Annotated in this window: 13 protein-coding genes; 2 read left to right on the forward strand and 11 right to left on the reverse strand. The window is 28.2% G+C overall.

Going from position 1 to position 20802, the window contains the following annotated elements:
* Positions 1-3: 3 nt before the first annotated feature.
* Entirely contained in the window at positions 4-2871 is a 2868-nt protein-coding gene (locus tag PNO30_RS04705; protein WP_271987332.1) for an insulinase family protein, read from the reverse strand.
* Positions 2872-2895: 24 nt separating this feature from the next.
* Positions 2896-3408, reverse strand: coding sequence for an adenine phosphoribosyltransferase (locus PNO30_RS04710; RefSeq protein ID WP_102169808.1), 513 nt, complete (start codon positions 3406-3408; stop codon positions 2896-2898).
* A 276-nt stretch (positions 3409-3684) separates the two neighbouring features.
* On the opposite strand from PNO30_RS04710, the gene PNO30_RS04715 reads away from it, so the two are divergent.
* Positions 3685-4062 carry an iron-sulfur cluster biosynthesis family protein gene (locus PNO30_RS04715; protein ID WP_271965359.1) on the forward strand — a complete coding sequence of 126 codons (378 nt, stop codon included), beginning with the start codon at positions 3685-3687 and terminating at the stop codon, positions 4060-4062.
* A 66-nt stretch (positions 4063-4128) separates the two neighbouring features.
* On the forward strand, positions 4129-4662 hold the full coding sequence (locus PNO30_RS04720) for a VanZ family protein (RefSeq protein ID WP_271965360.1): 534 nt from the start codon (positions 4129-4131) through the stop codon (positions 4660-4662).
* An 87-nt stretch (positions 4663-4749) separates the two neighbouring features.
* Here PNO30_RS04720 and PNO30_RS04725 read toward each other — a convergent pair whose 3' ends face one another.
* From PNO30_RS04725 to uvrC, 9 genes are all read right to left on the reverse strand, one after another.
* Positions 4750-8982, reverse strand: a complete 4233-nt coding sequence (locus tag PNO30_RS04725) for an NEAT domain-containing protein (RefSeq protein WP_271987333.1) — start codon at positions 8980-8982, stop codon at positions 4750-4752.
* A gap of 217 nt (positions 8983-9199) precedes the next feature.
* Positions 9200-9826, reverse strand: coding sequence for a DsbA family protein (locus tag PNO30_RS04730; RefSeq protein ID WP_271987334.1), 627 nt, complete (start codon positions 9824-9826; stop codon positions 9200-9202).
* Between the two features lie 20 nt (positions 9827-9846).
* Positions 9847-12108 carry a single-stranded-DNA-specific exonuclease RecJ gene (gene recJ / locus PNO30_RS04735; protein ID WP_271987335.1) on the reverse strand — a complete coding sequence of 754 codons (2262 nt, stop codon included), beginning with the start codon at positions 12106-12108 and terminating at the stop codon, positions 9847-9849.
* A 33-nt stretch (positions 12109-12141) separates the two neighbouring features.
* Positions 12142-12420 (reverse strand): LapA family protein, encoded by a 279-nt coding sequence (locus tag PNO30_RS04740; RefSeq protein ID WP_271987336.1) that lies wholly within the window; start codon positions 12418-12420, stop codon positions 12142-12144.
* The gene (gene ligA, locus PNO30_RS04745; RefSeq protein WP_271987337.1) at positions 12420-14411 is read right to left on the reverse strand and encodes an NAD-dependent DNA ligase LigA; all 1992 of its coding nucleotides are present in this window, start codon (positions 14409-14411) and stop codon (positions 12420-12422) included. Before ligA ends, PNO30_RS04740 begins: the two co-directional genes overlap by 1 nt.
* Before the next feature lie 6 nt (positions 14412-14417).
* Entirely contained in the window at positions 14418-16601 is a 2184-nt protein-coding gene (locus PNO30_RS04750) for an ATP-dependent helicase (protein ID WP_271987338.1), read from the reverse strand.
* Positions 16602-16836: 235 nt separating this feature from the next.
* The gene (gene recA / locus PNO30_RS04755) at positions 16837-17976 is read right to left on the reverse strand and encodes a recombinase RecA (protein WP_271987339.1); all 1140 of its coding nucleotides are present in this window, start codon (positions 17974-17976) and stop codon (positions 16837-16839) included.
* Positions 17977-17992: 16 nt separating this feature from the next.
* Positions 17993-18907 (reverse strand): fumarylacetoacetate hydrolase family protein, encoded by a 915-nt coding sequence (locus PNO30_RS04760; protein WP_003146075.1) that lies wholly within the window; start codon positions 18905-18907, stop codon positions 17993-17995.
* A gap of 131 nt (positions 18908-19038) precedes the next feature.
* Positions 19039-20787, reverse strand: a complete 1749-nt coding sequence (gene uvrC / locus PNO30_RS04765; protein ID WP_271987340.1) for an excinuclease ABC subunit UvrC — start codon at positions 20785-20787, stop codon at positions 19039-19041.
* Positions 20788-20802 lie beyond the last annotated feature (15 nt).

The following is a 20802-nucleotide window of genomic DNA, read 5'->3' on the forward strand; positions in this document are numbered from 1 at the left end:
TTTCTATTTTAATTCAATTGTTTCATTGAATAAATCTTTATTTTCTAATACTTTTTCTTTTGAACCTAGTACACAAGTATAGGCTCTAGACTTCATATTTTCAAATACAGTTGCTAATTTTTGTATATCTTCAACTGTGGTATTTTTAATTTCATTTACAAGTTCATCATAAATATTAAATGGTGAATTTGTTAAATATTTATTAAGTGAATATGTTGCTAACGCACTTGGTGACATCAATACATCTAATGTATTCAGTGTACCGATAATGTATTTATTTAAATCATTCTCATCAGCGACAAAGTTTCGGACATAGTTATCAATATTGTAATATATATCTAGAGTTTCAACTAAATTAGGATCACGATAAGACCATAAGTTAAAATCACCAAAGTTATTAAATATTGCTCCAGAACCGTAAGCACCATTTTTCACACGAACATTATTCCACAAATAATCTAAACTTAGGATATGTCTTAGTACTAGATGAGTTCCGGTATAATCTTTAATATTGTATCCAACACCCACATACTGCACAAGAGAATCAAAGTAAAATCCTTCAGAATAACCGTTTTCTTCTAATTTTATTTCAAATCCTTTTTGTCTATTTGTATCTTTTGGATATTTTTCTAAGAAGCTAGTAAAAACTTCTTTAAAATCATTATATTCTTCTTTATTTCCAACAAAGTTTGTTAATAATCTAGATTTATTGAAAATTAATTTAGCAACATTATAAAGATTTTCTTTTATACTTTCGTTGTCAGATTTATAATTATCTAGTAATTTATTGATGAATAAGTAGAAGTCATATTCACCATGGTATGATGCTAACTTACTTTGTGGATTATAGAATCCACTAATTCTACGTGCTACAAACGCATGTCCTGAATTCTTGAATTTGTTTTCTAGCATTAATTTAACTTCTAAAAGGACGTTGTATAATGCTTCTTTATCTTCAAAATCAACATTAAGTGTTGTTTCCTCTATTATATTAGCTAATTCTTTTGATTTTTCAACAAGATTTTTCGCGCTAATTATAAATTTAACTTCACATTCATCACTCTTATGTTTTCTAAAGACATCTATATAAGAACTAACTCCACCAAGATTTGCTCCTATTTCTTTAATAACTTCTGCCTCGGTTTTATTTTTTGTGTTAAAGTTAAATAATAAATATGATAAAATTGAAGCGTATTGAAGCTGTTCTAGCTCAAAATCGCTAATATCAAAAAGTAATTTAGTATAAGAAATTCCATTTGTTACTGCATTATAATGAGAGAATTTTAAATCTTTATATGTTTCAAATAATGTTTCTTCAAAAGGATTTTTTAATTCAACTTCTTTAGCATCAACACATTTAATTTTTTCAAGATCTTCTTTCTTATCTATACTATTTTGCCAGTTTTGTAAAGAGATATTATTTTCAACTATATCTTGTAGTTCATTTTCGGATAATGAAGCTTTGTATTCAACTAGATTTTTCTCTTTTTGCTCTTTTTCTAAAGTTGGAATTAACTGTAAAACAGCTTGTTTCTCATTATTAATTAGGAACTCTTTTGCAAGACTTTCATATTTTTTATCTTTACAATTTTCTTGTAAATCAGCTATAACTTTATCTAAATCAAATGAAGACAGTATGTCTTCTTCACTGTAAAGCCAAGTTCTTAATAATCTTATTGCGTAAGAAACACCTTTTGGTGCAGAAGTTTTGTTAATTTCTTCTTTAATTGAGAAATTTTTCTTATTGATTGAAGCTTGTACTTGCTCATAATCAAAACCTTTTTCAATGATTGATTTAAGAAGTTTTTTGTATTCAGTATCAAGTTTATCTAATTTATCATCTTTTACATATTTGAAGATGACTGAATAGACAGTTTCTTTTCTATCTTTTTGAACATAACTATAAACATCTTCACAAAAATCATTTTCTATGAAATATTTTCTAAATTCAGTATTACTACTTCCTAGAAGTATATCATCTATAATATCAATATTTTCGATTCTACTGAATTCATTACTATCACCAAGAATGTAATTATATGCAACATATGCCTTGTTACTAAGCTCTTCGTTAAAATAAGTTCGCTTAACAATTTCTTTTGAAAAATGATTTTGACGTGATAAGTTATAGTCACTATAATCTTTATAATCATAGTTATTTAAATAACTATCGATATGTTTCAAATATTGGTCTACATTTAGATTACCATATAAGAAGATATAACTGTTACTTGGGTGATAATTATAATTATACGTTTCTAAAAATTCTTCTTGTGTTATTGAAGGAATAGCCTCCGGTTTCCCTCCTGAAGAATATTTATATGGTGTATCACTGAATAAGTGTTCACTAACATATTGATCAAGGACTTCATCTACTGATGAGTATGCACCTTTCATTTCATTATAAACTACACCTTTGTATATAAGTTCATCCTCTTTATTTTCTAAATGGTAATGCCAACCTTCTTGTGCTAATATATTCTCATTATCTTTTAAATTTGGATTAAATACAGCATCTAAATAGATGTCCATTAATATTTCTAAATCTTTTTCATTTTTAGATGATACTGGATACATAGTTTTATCAGGAAATGTCATTGCATTTAAAAATGTATTAAAAGAACCTTTAAGTAGTTCTACAAAAGGTTCTTTTACTGGATATTTCGCTGAACCACATAAAACAGAATGTTCTAAAATATGAAAAATACCATTATCATTATAAGGGATAGTTTTAAAACTTATGCTAAAACTTTTATTTATGTCGTCATTTTCAAAGAAAACTAATCTAGCACGAGTTTTAGTATGCTCATAAAGATAAGCATTTGTATTAATATTTTTTAGATATTTCTTTTCTATAAGTTCAAATGTCATATTATTTAATTATTTCATAGTAGATTACATTTTTAGTAATGTAAGAACATCATAACCTTGTAGTTTGTCCATTCCATTTAGACCATCTAGTTCGATTAAGAATGCAATACCTACTACGATTCCTCCTAATTCTTCTACTAATTTAATAGTTGCTTCAATTGTTCCACCAGTAGCTAGTAAATCGTCAGTGATAAGAACACGTTGACCAGGTTTAATAGCATCTTTGTGCATTGTTAAAGTGTTACTACCATATTCTAAATCATATTGGTAAGAAATAACTTCACGAGGTAATTTATTAGGTTTTCTAACAGGAACGAATCCAATACCTAATGAATAAGATACAGGACATCCAATAATAAAACCACGTGCTTCTGGTCCAACTACAACATCAACTTGTTTTTCTTTTGCATAGTTAACGATTTGATCAGTAGCATATTTATATGCCTCACCATCTGCCATTAATGTAGTAATATCTTTAAAACTAATTCCTTCTTTTGGCCAATTTTCTACGATTGAAATGTATTTTTCTAAATTCATTTATTTTTATTTTCTCCTAAATGTTTTCTTAACTCAATTATTATACTATAAAATCCCAAAATAAGCAATTTTAAACACTATTAATACACTAAGAAACAGTAATTTATTAGATTACGTGCTACTTATAATATGAAAAATATACTTATAGTATTATATAATCTAGAACCCTGTATATTTTTAGCAATTTAAAATCATCAGTTAATAAAATCAATTATTATTTGTATTCAATGTTATGTGTTAAAATATATTATAAATACGATATAAGGAGATTCTAGTATGAAAATTACATTTACTGATTCAGCTGTGAATTATATTTATAAAAAATTTGAAAGTAAGGACACTAGTGCATATGATATTATTATTGACTATTTAGATGGAAATAGTCCATATTCAGATAACGTTAATGGGTGTCATTGTCAAGTATATGATAAATATAGAATTTTAATTGTTTCTAAGGAAGACAAAAATATTAAATGGGATAAATATGATAAAGAACTTTCTACAAACATAGGTACTGTTCATTATCCTTCTTACTATGAAGTTATGTTTGATAAAGACAATAAATTTGATTTTAGTGAAACTAATTTTACTTTATATTTAAAAAGCGAAGCGGGAATTATTACAGAACAAGTTCAATTAATAATTAAAAAATAAATTTAAGTAAATTTTAATAAGTTTTGCTAACATTATCATAAGTGTAATTAAAGAAAGGAGAATGTTTTGAAATCTTTTCTAAACAGTAGAAAATTAACAGTATTTCTATTTTTTGTATATTTATTTATACTTACATGGGTAATAGTAGCTAAAATGGATTGGAACTTACTACTCAGTAGTAATTTTTCTTGGATACATAATCCTCGTGTATTACTCTATCCTGGCGTATCTTGGAGAACAATCAATCTAGTACCATACAGATTTGGAAATTTTGACATTGTTGAAGTTTTACTTAATATAATTTTCTTTATACCTTTTAGCTTTTATATCAAAATGCTATATCCTAAATCATCTGGTTTAAGAGCTATAATTTTAGGGTTTATATTAAGCTTAATATATGAATCTACTCAATATATCTTGACTATTGGGTTCCCTGATATAACAGACTTGATAGATAATACTTTAGGAGCCTGCATAGGAGTAATAATTATCAATATTATTTCTATAATTTTAAAAGAAAAACTTAGATTGTATATGAATTTCATTTTAATACTTCTTTCAGGATATATTATTTATGAAATAATTAATGTAATATCTTAAATAACAAATAATAACGGATGTACTTTACGATTGTTAAGTACATCCGTTATTTATATCTTATGTAATTATTATTATTAAATTTTTAAATTATCTTTTTCTTCTGAAGCCTAATGCAGCTAATCCAATACCTAATATACCTACTAATAATGCTCCAACACTATTTTCAGTTAATCCTGTTTTAGGTAATATGTTATTGAATCTTTGTGAAATTGTATTGTTTCCAACATTAGTATTGTTATTTTGAGTAGATAATGTAGCATTTGTATTAGAATCTCGGTTATGTGATCCATTGTTATTTGTTCTTGAAACAATAGTATATGTACTGAAGTGATCTGTATAGAATGTTAATTTTCCATCTGAATATGTACTTGGGACTTTTTCTAATTTATTACCATTTACATAATAAACTTCTAATGTTTCATTGTCTTTAGCAAGAACAGCTACTGTAACTGCTCTAGTTTCTCCGTCTTTATTTATTACATTACCATTATCATCTGTGAAGAATAAATCTAAAGTTTTCACAACATTTAAATTCTCATCAAGATCCTTAACTAATTCTTTTACTTCGTTTACTTTTTGTTCATTAGAATTTTGAGCAACAAAGTGAATACCAGTAACATCTTTAGCCTTGAATTTTACAGTTACTTCTTCATCTCCAGGTAATTTAGCAACAAGTGTATCTTTTAGATTGCTAAGTTTAGCATCATGATTATCATCATTTGTAGGATTACTTGGTTGTTGAATTGCTGGTGTTTGAGTATTTTCCTCTGATTTAGGCTGTTCAGGTGTTACCTGAGGTTTTTCTTCTGGTTTAGGTTGTGCTGGAGTTACTTGAGGTTTTTCTTCAACCTTAGGTTGCTCGGCAGGTTTTTCCTCTTTTTTATCTTCTACTTTCGGTTCTTCTTTTTTAACATCAGCATCAACTGTTGTTATAAGTTCAACTAATTTATCATCGATATTAGTAGCATTTTTCTCGAATAGAGTTTTAGTAATTCTATATTTATCTCCTGCTTTCATATCATTATCAGTAATTTCTATTTTTTTATCATCTTCGTTAGAAACACTTGTTGAACTAAGTTCTTTAACTTCATTACCGCGGATACGTTCTACCTTAGTAACAATATACCAGTTACGTCCATAATCGTCACTCTTAAGTAGTTCTGCCATAGGTTTTGTTTGTTTACTTAGGAATTCTTTATATTTTTCTAAACCTTGTAAGATACCTTCTCCGCCATAAAATTCAGAACGACCTCTATACCAGTGTAGAAGATTAAGAATTGTTAATTTTTCATCTTTAGGTTGAATTGTAATCTTATTATCTTTTGCTACAACATTTAATTCAATAGCTTGTTTTTGTGGATAATAACCTTGTGTAACTTCAGGAGAAATTCCTAATAGTTTTGTATCAGAATCATTATACGGTAATGTTGCTGGTAAATTGTTATTAGCAATATCAAGAATGTGTAGACTACCATTTGCTTTAATTAAGTCTAACGGTATATTACTTATTTGGTTGTTAACCAGTCTTACAGTTGCTTTATTTTTAGCAAGTGTTTTCCATAATTCATCAGATAAGCTAGAGATATGGTTATTATTTAAAGCTAGAGTATTTAATTTTGTTAAATTAACTCCATTTTCTGGAAGTGATGTTAATTTGTTGTTAGCTGCATATAACTGTGTTAAAGAAGATAAATTAGCTATACTATCTGGAAGTTTAGTAAGTTCATTATCAGTTACAGATAAGAATGTTAATCCTGTATTGTTTTTAAATAAATCATTTGGAAGTGATACTATTTTATTGTTAGATAAACTTACAGTTTTTAGCTTCTTATTATTAGCAAAAACATTTGCTGGTAATGTTGATAACCATGATTGACTGAATTCAACTGAATCTAATTCAGGATTATTTGCAAACAAGTTTTCTGGGATATTACCTAAGTTATTAGAAGATAAGTTCACAGTTTTTAATTTTTTGTTATTAGCAAATAGATTTTCAGGAAGTTTAGTAACCCCGTTTCCTCCTAAGTTAATACGCTCAATATTAACTGCATTTTTGAATAAGTCTTCTGGTAATTCACCGAAGTTATTACTATCTGAAGAGAATGATTTAACTCCAGGACCCATGTGTTTTAGTAAATCTAAGTTGTAAATAGCACCTTTATCAACTTTTCCATCGATCTCTAATGATCCAATGTTGATATCACCAGTGAAGTTTTTTAATTCATCTTCTGTTACTTTGCCGTCTTTGTTAGTATCTATCCCATTGGCAATTAATTTTTTCTGAAGAAGATCATCGCTTTTTTTACGTTCTTCACTATTTTTTTCTACTAACTCAAATCCATTCCATCCTTTTTTGATCTCAGGTTTGAATTTTAGTTTAACAGTAGTATATTTGTCGAAGTTTCCTTTATCACTCTCTAGAGATCCCATATAAGAAACTATAACACCACCTAAGTGTACTTGGTCTAGATCTTCAACCGGAAGTGTAAATAACGCTCTGTCATATTGTCCCGCAGAGTTCTTCTCACCAAAGTTTTCTTTTACACCTGATTCCCATTTACCTTTATTTTGAATAGCAAAATCATATAATCCGTGAGCAAATAAAGTATTTAACATTGTTATACTCATTTTCCCATCTTTAACTACTAATTTTACATTTTTGTCAAAGAATCCTTCTAGCATAGAAGTACCTTGTCTTCCATCAGCGTATAAAGCGTTAAATCCTAAAGTATATTCACCATCTTCTAATTTATCAGTAAGAGAATAAGTTTTTTCTTCTTGTTTTTCAGGAGTTTTTTCTGGTGTTGGTTTTTCTTCAACTACCTTGTTTCCAGTTGTATAAGCTTTACTTTCGCTACCGTCATTTGCTTTAAATACAATTGTATTATCTCCATCGAAGTTCCAAGCTTTAAATGCTTTAAGACTTTCTCCACCATCATCGAAAGTAACGATTTGATCATTATAGTTTTTACTAAACAGTGATTTGTTGAAAGTTTTTCCATTGATAACAACTTCTTTAGTATTTTTAAGAACATCTTCTGCTTTAAATCCATCAGCTAAAGTAATGTTTAATTCATCAGCATATTTATTCTTCTCTACTTTAGAAACTAAATCTTTTTGAGCATATGATGCACTAGTAGCTGGTGTATCCTGTTTTGGTTCTGTGGGCTTCGCATCTTCTTTTTTATCAGTTGCCGTTGGGTATGAAATTATAGTTCCATCAACAAGTTTAACCTCTAGTTTATTGTCTGAGTCTTTTAACGCTTTTACTAAATCTTCGTTAAAAATTCTAATTCCAAGATATTTTGATGTTTCTACTTTATCTTTGAATACATCTTTATTCACAGTAGTTCCATTTAAAGTTACACTTGAAATTTCATCAACAAAATTATCATAAACAGAAGTATCAGATAATTCTAAAGTTAAGTGTTTTTCATCTTTCCAGTTTTTACCTTGATCTAATTTAGAAATTGTATATTTAGCATTTGAAGCAGGTTTATTAGAACTACTTTCACTATCTCTTGATGGTGTAGTCGTTTCATTACTTGGCTCTACATAACCAGCATCTTCATATGTTGTTTTAGAACCATCCTCAAATGTAAACTCAATTTTGTGTTTATCATGTTTTTTGTAATGTTCAGTAATAGCTTTATCTGCAGCAGTTACTTCTCCATTATATAATTTATAAAATTTACTATTTGTATTTTGTTTATCGAATCCGAAATCTTTTCCATCTACTGTAAGTTTAGTTACTTTTGACCAGTAGTTTTTATAAAGATCAGAACCTTCTAAGAAGAAGATTAGAGAATCGTTATCTATTTGTGGTTCTAAAATTTTTAGACCTTCGCTAATTAATTTTGGTTTAGCAGTTGGATCTACATACCCTTTATCTTCATATACAGCTTTTGATCCATCTTTAAAAATAAATTCTATTTTGTGTTTATCTTGTTTATTATAATGATTAGTTATTTCACTATTATTAACATAAATAACACTATCAAATAAAGAATAGTTTTTTGAAGAAGATGCTTCACTATTAAATCCGAAGTCTTTTCCATCTATTAATAATTTATCAATTTTATTCCAGTATCTCTTAAATAAAGTATCTGAAGTATCTTGACCCTCAACTGCAATCTCTAGTGATCCACTTGTTCCAATCTCTGGTTCGTAGACTTTAAAACCTGTGCTCTGTTGATCTTGTGCATAAACTACATTAGAATCAAGATTTAGTTTAGAATAATTGAAATCAACTGAACCTATACTTAAACAGATAGGTACTGCTAATCCAATTATTAATTTATTATTATATTTTTTGTTCATGACATTCCTCCATAAAAACAATGATAATCAATATCGATTAATTATAGCTACATTATACTACAACAGGTAATAAGATACAAGTAAAAACATCAAAATAAAAAAAAATTAGAGCATAATTTTATAAAATCAGTTCATAAAAAGCTGATTTCATAAGCTTATACTCTATAAAATAATGTCCATATTTTTGCCACAATGAAAAAATAATTAATATTAATTATTAGAATCTTTTAGTTATCAAATTATAGTGTATTTCGATATCCTCTGGTTCTGTAGCATAACCACGTAAATCATAATATTCTCCATCTTTTTCTAATACTGCAGTAGGATAAGATTCTATACCTAAGTTAAGTGTTCTTAGAAAATCTGGATGAAACGGATTTGTATTTTTAAAAGCAATTGTAAGTTTTAATGCCAAATCAGAACTATCGATTTCATATTTGTCGCATAGTTCTAAGTATGTTGTAATATCACTTAAACTTTTACCCTCAACAAAAAACTTACATTGCATATCATATGCATAATCTAATAACTTTGAATTTGGTATAAGTTCTTTTACTGTATTAAAAGCAATCGCAGGATGAAGTGAATTTAATACCATTTCACCTTCTTCAAGCACCTTCTTATATCCTTCTCCAAACTCAACATTATACATTTCTGAAATTTTTTTATTGCCTTCAGCTATATATGCGTACTCTCCTATTTTTTTACTGTTTTCTCCAATAAATAATCCGCCAGAGATAATATCAATTTCTATGTCCGTATGATTCTTATAGAACTCAGTAAATAATTTATCAAAACCATAGCACCAACCACAGTATGCGTCCCAAAAATATAATATTTTCATTTTTTTCTCCTTTTATTACATTAATTTTTATCAAAAGCTTTGTTAATATTCGTTATATTCTCTTTTAGTAAAATCTTCTCAACTTCGAATATACTTTCCATTCTAACAAAACTTGCTGATTGTTTTAAATCAACTTTTTTATAGTTTTCATTCAATTTAATGGTATTATTCTCAAAAGTTATAAGATTTAATTCTTTAAAAATTTGAATCATGATTTTCAAACTATCCACATTTGTTTTTAATGTTGTTAACAATTTATCTAATTGCTGTGCAATATTAATTTGTTTATTAGTCGTAGATAAAATTATATTAAAAAGTTTAATCAATCTATCTTTGTCAATTAAATAAACATCAGATAATATTTGCTTTTCTTCACAAATTAAATATATTTTCTTAGGATTTAACTTAATTAATTTTTTGATATATTCCTTACTAGTAGGAATGTCTAATAAGTAGATATCTTCAATATTATCTTCTAGTTGTTCAATATCTTTATATAAATAAAAATTGTTATCCCTGTCATCAATTTTTTTAGAAATCTTTATTGCTTTATTATCAATTTTTGAAATATCATAATTAATAAATCTTAAGTCTTCAAATAAGAATTCTTTAATATCTATATCTATTATATGAGCTTGTAATTTTGTACGACCGTTAAAGTTATTTTTATCAATTGTACATAATAGATCAATGATATCATTCTTCTCAACTTTTTCAAATGCACCACTATCTTTAAAAGTGATACATTCTAGATTACCTACTTCATCAGCTATTGTAAGTCTTAGATACTGTTTGTCTGATCCGAAATAAGATTTATTTAATACCATTGCATTTTCTAATAGTACGGTTGGTTTTTCAAAGCCCATTCCAAATGGTTTTAATATTTCTAGTGAATTAAGGAATTGATAACTTATTTCTTCTAAACTAGTAACAATATCAATTTTTTTAGTTGATTTTAATTCATTATTCTTTTTATATTCTTCATATTCACTATTAAGAAAATCTTGTATTTGATCTAGATTATTTTCATCAAATGAGAAACCAGCAGCAAGGGTGTGTCCACCAAATGCTAAAAATAAATCCGATATTTTATTCATAGCTGTGTAGATATTAAAATCAAAGATACTTCTGGCCGATCCTTTCAAAACTCCATCTTTATTATTCATAATAAACACAGGTCTTTGATATTTTTCTACAATATTAGATGCAACTATTCCCAGAACGCCTTCATGATAATTTCCAGATATCATAAGAACATTATTATCTTTTTTATTAGACTTCTCTATTTGACTAATAACATCTTTAACAATATCTTCCGTAACTTGTTTACGTTCAATATTATATTTTTCAATTTGTTCAGCCAATACTATTGCTGTCTCAGCATCTTCAGCCATTAGGAATGAAAGTCCTAATTTAGCACTATCCATTCTACCAATGGAATTTAATTTTGGACCTATATAAAAGCCAATTGTTTGTTCATCTACTTTAGTATCAATATTTGATAATTCAAGTAACATTTTTAATCCTATACGTGGATCTTCATTGATTAATTCCAATCCCTGTTTAACAAAAATCCTATTTTCATCAGTAATTGAAACCATATCAGCTATAGTTCCTATTGCAACTAAGTCTAAAAGAAAATCAGGGAAAATTTCAAGTAAAGCATGAGCTAGTTTAAATGCAACCCCAACTCCTGCTAGTTTTTTAAAAGGATATTCTCCTTCTGGATGTTCGGGATGTATGATAGCATATGCATTTGGAATGGTATCTTGTATTTTATGGTGATCTGTAATAATGACATCACAACCTAATTCATTAGCAAGATCTACTTCCTCGACACCTGCAATACCATTATCTACTGTAATAATTAAAGTAATTCCAGATTCAATAATTTTTGTAAAAGCTTCTTTATTAGGTCCATAACCTTCATCAAATCTATTTGGTATGTATGATGAGACATTTGCTCCTAAAGAAATTAGTGTTTCGACTAATAGTACTGTAGATGTAATACCATCGGCATCATAGTCACCATATACCAATATTTTTTCTTCATTCTCAATAGCTTCATTAATTCTATCAACAGCTTTTTGCATATCATACATTAAAAATGGATCATAACCTTCTTCGTATTCATCTGAAAAATATTTTTTCACTGAAGACATATCTGTAATAGACCTGGCATTTAATATTTTCGCAACGTTTTTTGATATATTATACGATTCTATCTCCTTTATAAAATTTTCGTCGTATGTTGGATATATCCAATTGTATTTGATTCCCATTTTTTCACCTCACTTCTTTTGATTTTTATTTGTTTATTCTTTTTTATCTTCTTCCAACTGTTCTTTAGTAAATAATAATTTTTCTGTTCTTTCGTATTTTTTTGATAAAGTTTTATATTTTTGATGCCAATATAGACTCGCAAGTATCATTCCTATAAAGAAACATACAAAGAATAGAATCGTTAATGGCAATTTAACCGTAAAGAAGATAAATGATACAGGTACAGAATTATAATTCATTATAAAGAAAGTAATTATTGATACAAAGGCTATGACTATCCCAAATACTTTATAAGGTAACTTATTATCCATTATTCCACCTCTCTAACCATATTAGCAAATTCTTCTTCGTTTATTACTCTAATTCCTAATTGCTCAGCTTTAGCTAGTTTTGAACCTGCTTTTTCTCCCGCAATTACTAAATCCGTTTTTGAAGTCACACTTCCTGTAACTTTTGCTCCATATTTTTCTAAATATTCTTTAGCTTCATTTCTAGTTAATTCTACTAGTTTACCAGTTAAAACTACAGTTTTTCCAGCGAAAATATTATCAGTATTAACTTCTTGAACTTCATACTGAGGATTCATTCCAACTTTAATTAAATCATTTATAAATTTTATGTTATTTTCATCAGATAAATAATCTAAAATAGATTCAGCAGTAATTTGACCAACATCATCTAGATTTACAAGTTCATCTAGTGTAGCATTCATTAAATTAGAAAGATTTAAATACTTTTCTGCCAATATTTTCCCTGCTTTTTTTCCTACATTAAGAATACCTAGTGCAAATATGACCTTGTCTAAAGTGCTTTGTTTAGAATTCTCAATTGCACTTAAAAGATTATCTACTGACTTCTCTCCCATTCTATCTAATGATATTAGTTTTTCTCTTTCTAAAGAAAATAAATCAATAGTATGAGCAATAATACCTTTCTCATAAAGTGTAGTAACAACTTTATCGCCTAAACCTTCTATATTTAAAGCATCTCTTGAGGCAAAGTGTATTATTCTTCTAATATTTTGATCGGGACAATCTGGATTTTTACATCTCGTAAATGGATCATTTTCTTTTGTGTAAGTTTGTTGTCCGCAAGATGGACATGTATTAGGCATTGTATATTTTGTTGAACCCTCAGTTCTTAGTTCTCTAACTACACGTACTACTTTTGGAATTATCTCGCCTGCTTTTTTTACAACGACTATATCACCTATATGAATATCGAGTTCCTCAATAATATCTTTATTGTGTAAAGAAGCTTTAGACACTGTAGAACCAGAAATTACTATAGGATCAAGAATAGCAACTGGAGTGATAATACCGGTTCTACCAACACTTAGTTCTACATCAAGCAATTTAGTGGCTAATTCCTCTTCAGGAAATTTGTATGCGGTAGCCCATCTTGGACTTTTTTGAGTATAGCCTACTTCTTCTTGTGTTGAGTATGAATTGACTTTTATAACTATTCCATCAATGTCATATGGTAGATTTTTCTTGTGCTCTGTCCAATAATTTATATAATCTATAACCTCATCGATACTTTTGCATAATTTGAAGTTAGGATTAACTGGCAGATTATACTCTTTAGCTGTATTTAGAGCATTCTCCTGTGATACAATGCTGTCATCTCCAACTATTGAATAAATAAAGGCTGATAATCTTCTTTTCGCAGTAATTTTTGAATCGAGTTGTCTTAATGAACCAGCCGCTGCATTCCTTGGATTAGCAAATAATACTTCATTATTACTCTCACGTTCAGAATTTAATAGTTCAAATGATTTTCTTGGTAGGTAAACTTCACCTCTCACTTCAAATGTTCTATTATCTTTTAGTACTTTTGGAATTGAGAAGATGGTTTTAATATTTTCAGTAACATCTTCACCAACGCTACCATCTCCACGTGTAGCAGCACTTACCAATCTTCCATTCTCATACTTAATTGAAATTGCTAAACCATCAATTTTTAATTCACATATATATTCAACACTGTGATCTGGTACTAATTTTGAAATTCTTGAATCAAAATCCCTTAAATCTTCAGTTGAGAATGTATTAGATAAACTTAACATTGGAACCTTATGTGTTATTTTTTCAAATTCATCTAATACCCTATCACCTACTCGTTGAGTAGGTGAGTTCTCTAATATATACTCCGGGTTTTTTTCTTCTAGTTTTTCTAATTGTTTATATAATGTATCATATTCTGTATCTGATATTTGTGGATTATCTTCAACATAATAATCATAAGAATATTTATTTAATAAAGAAACTAATTTCGAAATTTCTTCTTGAACTTGTTTCATAAAAAATTAATCCTTTCTAGTTAAGTTGGCATACTCGATTAGTAATGTTTTCACACCAACTTCACTAAATTCAACTTTAACACTATCGCTTGTAATATCTAATACTTTACCTTCTCCAAATTTCTTATGAATAACAGCATCACCAATTCCATAATTAGTACTTACAGCATTCTTAGGTTTATCTGATATTTTAATTTTTGGACTAAGTCTACTAATAAATTTATTTGCTTCTTCAACATTTGAGCTAGTAGACTCAAATGAAGTTCCAAAAGATGATTCAAAGTGCATAAGCTTATTAGGTACTTCATCTAAAAATCTAGAACGTTTATTCATCTTAATAGAACCAAATTGCATACGTCTATTAGCATATGACATAAATAGTTTTTCTTTAGCACGTGTAATTGCAACATATGCTAAACGTCTCTCTTCTTCCATCTTATTCTTCTCATCAGCACTACTTTCCGCATCACGAATTGAAGGGAATAGATTTTCTTCAAGTCCCATAATAAAGACTACTTTATATTCTAATCCTTTTGCGGCATGAACAGTAGATAACACAACAGAATCTTCTTCATTTTCATCATCAGCGTCAGATGTAAGTGACATTTCAGAAATAAAGTCAATAAGACTATCATTCATACTTGAGAATTGTTTAGCTGAAGACACTAATTCAGAAATATTCTCTATTCTACTTTCAGCATAAGCATCATTTGATTCTTTTAGCATATTTTCATATCCAGAATCTTTATAAATACCAATAATCAACTCATCAATTGAGTATTTATCAGTTTCTGAATATTTTTCTATTAGATTTGTTAATAAGTGGACATTAGTTGTAATTTTCTTAGATACCCCTACTGCCTCTATATTTTTCAAAGCATCAAATAACGATATACCATATTGTGTTGCATAGTTGTCAATTTTTTCCATTGAACTTGCTCCAATACCACGTTTAGGAACATTTATAATTCTTCTTAGACTAAATTCATCATCTCTATTAACTATAACATTAAGATAAGCTAGTAAATCACGCACCTCTTGACGTTGTATGAATTTTAGAGATCCAATAAGTTTATATGGTATACCAAAAGATAAACAAGAATTCTCCATTTGACGAGAAAGATAGTTTGCACGATATAAAATAGCAATATCCTTATACGATATACCTTCTTTTTTCAATTCTAGAATTTTTTTCGCGATATCATCTGTTTCATCTTTATCATTTGAAGCAGCGTAAACTGATATCTTACCTCCACCTTTGTTTTCAGACCATAGAGCCTTTTCTTTTCTATCAGTATTATTTTTAATTACCGCATTTGCTGCATCTAAAATAGTTGAATTAGAACGATAGTTTTGATCTAAGAAAATTAGCTCAACATCTTTATAATCTTTTTCAAAGTTAATAATATTATCACTACATGCACCACGCCAACTATAGATACTTTGATCATCATCCCCAACAACACATACGTTTTTATGGATTTCTGATAACATTTTAATTAATCTATATTGAATTACGTTAGTATCTTGATACTCATCGACATGAATATATTCAAATTTATTTTGATAAATAGCTAGTACTTCAGGGAATTTCTTAAATAGTATAATAGTTTTTAACATAAGGTCATCAAAATCAAGTACACTATTTTTCTTTAGATATCTTTGGTAATGAGCATATATTTCAGCTACGTTTTTCATATATCCAAAACGTGATTGTTCTCTCATAGCCTTTACAGTAGTCATACTATTTTTCGCATTTGAAATTATTTTTAGTATATTAGCTGGTTGATATGAGTCTTCTGAAAGATTAAGATTTTTAACAATTGTTTTTATAATACTTTTTTGTTCACTAGTATCCAAAATTGTAAAGTTTTTATTATATCCTAATAGTTCTATGTGTTGACGTAGAATTCTTACACACATTGAGTGGAAGGTATTTATCCAAATGTATTTAGAAGTTTCTCCTACTAATGCATAAATTCTTTCTTTCATTTCTTTAGCTGCTTTATTAGTGAATGTTATCGCTAGTATATTACTTTCTAATACATTTTTCTCAGCGATTAAGTATGCAATTCTATTAGTTAATACACGTGTTTTCCCACTACCAGCACCAGCTATAACCATTACTGCACCATCAGTTTTTAAAATAGCTTTTAGCTGATTGTCATTCATATTTTGTACAAAATTCACAGTTATTTCTCCTATTTTTTCTCTAATTATATTTTATCATACTTTCAAAATAAAAGGGAGTGACTCAAAAATCTTGATTTTTGGAAAATCGATTTTATTGAGTCAGTCCCTCTATTTTTATTTAGTTTGTATATAGATTATAAGAATATTGCTATAGCAGAGATAAATCCACTAGCTAATATAATAAAAATCATTAACCATAATACAATTTTAAATAATTTTTTATTCATATATATTATTCTACCTCACCTAATGTTTCAATCCCTAAGTCAAGTTCATCGATGTCATCATCTTCAGCATTTTCTACAACTGAGTCAGTTTTTTTCCCAGTTTTATTCATCATTTCTTCCCTAACAAGACCATAAATTTCATTGTAAAGTTCTTCATTTTCCTCGAAAACTTTTTTCACATTTTCACGACCTTGTCCTAAACGCTCTCCATTATAAGAGAACCATGATCCAGATTTATTAATAATATCTAAATCAACTGCAAAATCAAGAGTTTCTCCAATTTTAGAAATTCCTTCACCAAACATAATATCTACTTCTGCAATTTTAAATGGTGGAGCTACTTTATTTTTAACAATTTTAATTTTTGTTCTGTTACCTAAAATTTCACTATCAGCACCCTTAATTGCTTCACCTTTACGTACGTCAATACGAACTGTAGAATAGAATTTCAGTGCACGTCCACCAGTTGTTACTTCTGGGCTACCAAACATTACACCTACTTTTTCACGAAGTTGGTTAATAAATAACGCAATAGTATTAGCTTTATTAATTTGACCAGTTAATTTACGTAAAGCTTGTGACATAAGACGAGCTTGTAAACCAATATGGTTAGCCCCCATAACTCCATCGATTTCAGCTTTTGGTACTAATGCTGCAACTGAGTCGATAACGATAATATCAATAGCTCCTGATAAAATTAATTTTTCAGCAATATCAAGCGCTTGTTCTCCGCTATCAGGCTGAGATAGGAAAAATTTACCTGGTGTGAAATCAACACCTAGAGCTTTTGCATATTCGATATCAAGTGCATTTTCAGCATCTATAAATGCAGCAATACCACCTGTTTTTTGAACTTCTGCAATTGCATGTAAAGCTATTGTAGTTTTCCCAGATGATTCTGGACCATAAACTTCAACAATACGACCTTTTGGATACCCTCCAATTCCTAAAGCTGAGTCAATCGCTAATGAACCTGATGATACAGCTTCAACTTTAATCGGATTTTCAGATGAAATATCCATAATAGCACCTTTACCATATTCTTTTTCAATTACTTTTATGGCTTCATTAATAGCGGCTTGACGTGCTTTTAAATCGTCTTTTTCTATATGAGTGACTTGTTTATCTTTTGATTTTTTTGCCATTGTTTTTCCTTTCTGCTTATTCTCCAATTACTGTAGTTAAAGTTCCAATACCTTCAACAGTGATTTTAATTTCATCACCTGTTTGTAAGAATCTTGGTGGGTTTTGCGCTGCACCTACTCCTGCAGGTGTACCAGTAGCAATGATGTCACCAGCTTCTAGTGGAACAATTTTACTAATTTCCGCCAATACATCATCAACTCTAAATAACATTTCTGATGTCATAGCATTTTGTTTAATTTCTCCATTAATTTTTGTTACGATACTCATTGATTCCGGTGAACTAACTTCATCTTTAGTTACTAGATAAGGACCTACAACTGCAGATTTTTCTAATGATTTTCCTAGGAAAAATTGTCCATGTTTGTATTGTAAGTCTGTAGCTGTAATGTCATTCATGATTGTGTAACCAAAAATATAATCTAAAACTAATGGTCTTAGTATGTTTTTACCTGGTTTAGCTATTACTACAGCAAGTTCTCCTCCGAAGTCTAAGCTATCTGTAATATTTTTATGAGATGGAACTACTTCATTATTTCCAGCTAGAGCTGTTGTTGCTTTCGTAAAGATAAGAACATCCTTAGGAGTTTTAGCAAGCTCATCTCCAAGTTCATTAACATGAGCCTCATAATTGTGTCCAACACAAAGAATATTTTTTGGTGTTCTTGTAATAGGTGAACGCCAAATTATTTTATCAAATGGTACTTTATAACTTTCAGCTTTACCACTTTCTTCAACTAATTTTAGTACTTTTCTAATTTTTTCAATGAAAGAAACTCCATATACTTCAATTGCTTCTCTTAGAGTCGCAGGTATTTTATCAGTATTATCAAAATCTTCTAGTACTTTAATTAGATTCCATGCACTTTCTTCACGTTTTACTTTAACTCCATATAATTCATTATCGTTATAACTGAATGATAAAAATTTCATAGTTGCCTCCTCGACTGTTATAATTTCTTTAAGTTATTATACCATACTTTTAGTAATATTACTATAGAATAATTCAAAAAAATTAAGTTATCCGTATATTTATTTATATAAAATAAGGATAACTTAATAATTTATAAATTATTTTTCAAATTGTTTATTACATCTTTTGGAATACCTAATTTTAACAGTCTTTCTTCAGATGCTTCTTTAATTTCTTCAATTGAAGAAAATGTTTTAAGTAAGAGATTCTTTCTCACTTTTCCAATACCTTGAATATTGTCCAAACTAGAATTATACATATTTTTAGTTTTAATTGCTCTATGATAAGTAATAGCAAATCTATGTACTTCGTCTTGTATTTGTTTTAAAAACAGATATTCTGCTGAAGTTTTTGGAAATTCAATTATTTCGTAGTCATCAGTAATAATATACTCTGTTATATGTTTATCATTTTTTGCTAAACCAATAATTTTAATTTGTGTTAATCCAAGCGTTTCATGAACAATCTCTATCGCAGCATTAAGATGGTTTTTTCCACCATCGACAATTAATAATTCTGTATTAGTTTTCTTATCTTTATAGTTTCTATACAAAACTTCTTTCATCGTCTGAACATCATTTATTCCCATAGATTCATCGATTTTAAATTTTCTATAGTTATATGTATTTTTTTTACCATTTGTAAAATTTACTTTTACCGATACGGCATCTACCCCCATAATATTCGAGTTATCAAATGCATCAATACTATCTATTGATTTAATGCCTAGTTTCTCAGCTATGTTATTTAATGTTACTTGTAATTTACGTTCTTTTAATTCTTCAATTGCTAAATTATTATCTAAATAATATCTAGCATTTTCTTTTACTGTATCTAATATCTTCCTATGATTTCCTCTTTTTGGAATTATAATCTTACAATCAACTACAGTTGATAATAAATTATCATCAACTTCATCAATATAGATTTCTTTAGGTAATTTATTCATGGCATAGTATTGAATTAAATAAGAATATAAAATCTGATCTGGACTATCGTATAGATTAAAATATTCAACTTTACGTTCAATAATATTACCTAATCTAGATAAAAATATTTGAATACAGATATAATCATTATTAAAACTATACCCTATGTAGTCGCGATCTATATTATTGCTATCTGCAACAACTTGATTCTGTACTGAAACCTCAATAGATTTTATATAACTATGAATCTGACCTGCAGCTTCAAATTCAAGATTTTTAACATGGTCTTGCATTTTATTATTTAAGTCTTCTAAAATTTCTTTAGTATTACCTGTTAGAAATGATTTTATTTTATTAATCTGAGTTTTATATTCGTCAGGTGTAATCTTTTTAGCACATGGTCCTATACATTCACCTATTTGATAATACATACATGGACGTTTTTCTACAGGATTACACTTTCTAAGTGGGTATATTTTATCGAGAATCTTTTTTACTTCCATCGCAGATTTGATATCAACATACGGCCCAAAATAAATATTTTTATTACTCTTTTTATATTTTCTTGTCATTAATAACCGAGGATGTTCTTCCTTAGTAATCATCAAATAAGGGTAACTCTTATCATCTTTTAATCGAATATTAAAGTACGGTCTATATTTTTTTATTAAGTTGTTCTCAAGTAATAATGCTTCCTTCTCTGAGTTTACTATAATGTATTCAAGATCTTCAATTTTTGAAACTAAAGTTTGTGTTTTTTTATTGTGAGTCCCAGTAAAGTAACTTTTTACTCTATTCTTTAAATTTTTAGCCTTACCTACATAAATTATTTCTCCAATGTTATCTTTATATAGATAACAACCAGGATTATCTGGAAGTAATTCTAATTTTTTTTGTAATGTTAAATTCATTATTATCACCATTTA

This window comes from Gemella haemolysans, assembly GCF_028308085.1.
Lineage (GTDB): Bacteria > Bacillota > Bacilli > Staphylococcales > Gemellaceae > Gemella > Gemella haemolysans_D.

Bases quoted from the DNA above. Each gene is read 5' to 3' on its own strand.
- PNO30_RS04705 (WP_271987332.1), bottom strand. From the start codon at position 2,871: ATGACATTTGAACTTATAGAAAAGAAATATCTAAAAAATATTAATACA.
- PNO30_RS04710 (WP_102169808.1), bottom strand. From the start codon at position 3,408: ATGAATTTAGAAAAATACATTTCAATCGTAGAAAATTGGCCAAAAGAA.
- PNO30_RS04715 (WP_271965359.1), top strand. From the start codon at position 3,685: ATGAAAATTACATTTACTGATTCAGCTGTGAATTATATTTATAAAAAA.
- PNO30_RS04725 (WP_271987333.1), bottom strand. From the start codon at position 8,982: ATGAACAAAAAATATAATAATAAATTAATAATTGGATTAGCAGTACCT.
- PNO30_RS04730 (WP_271987334.1), bottom strand. From the start codon at position 9,826: ATGAAAATATTATATTTTTGGGACGCATACTGTGGTTGGTGCTATGGT.
- recJ (WP_271987335.1), bottom strand. From the start codon at position 12,108: ATGGGAATCAAATACAATTGGATATATCCAACATACGACGAAAATTTT.
- PNO30_RS04740 (WP_271987336.1), bottom strand. From the start codon at position 12,420: ATGGATAATAAGTTACCTTATAAAGTATTTGGGATAGTCATAGCCTTT.
- ligA (WP_271987337.1), bottom strand. From the start codon at position 14,411: ATGAAACAAGTTCAAGAAGAAATTTCGAAATTAGTTTCTTTATTAAAT.
- recA (WP_271987339.1), bottom strand. From the start codon at position 17,976: ATGGCAAAAAAATCAAAAGATAAACAAGTCACTCATATAGAAAAAGAC.
- PNO30_RS04760 (WP_003146075.1), bottom strand. From the start codon at position 18,907: ATGAAATTTTTATCATTCAGTTATAACGATAATGAATTATATGGAGTT.
- uvrC (WP_271987340.1), bottom strand. From the start codon at position 20,787: ATGAATTTAACATTACAAAAAAAATTAGAATTACTTCCAGATAATCCT.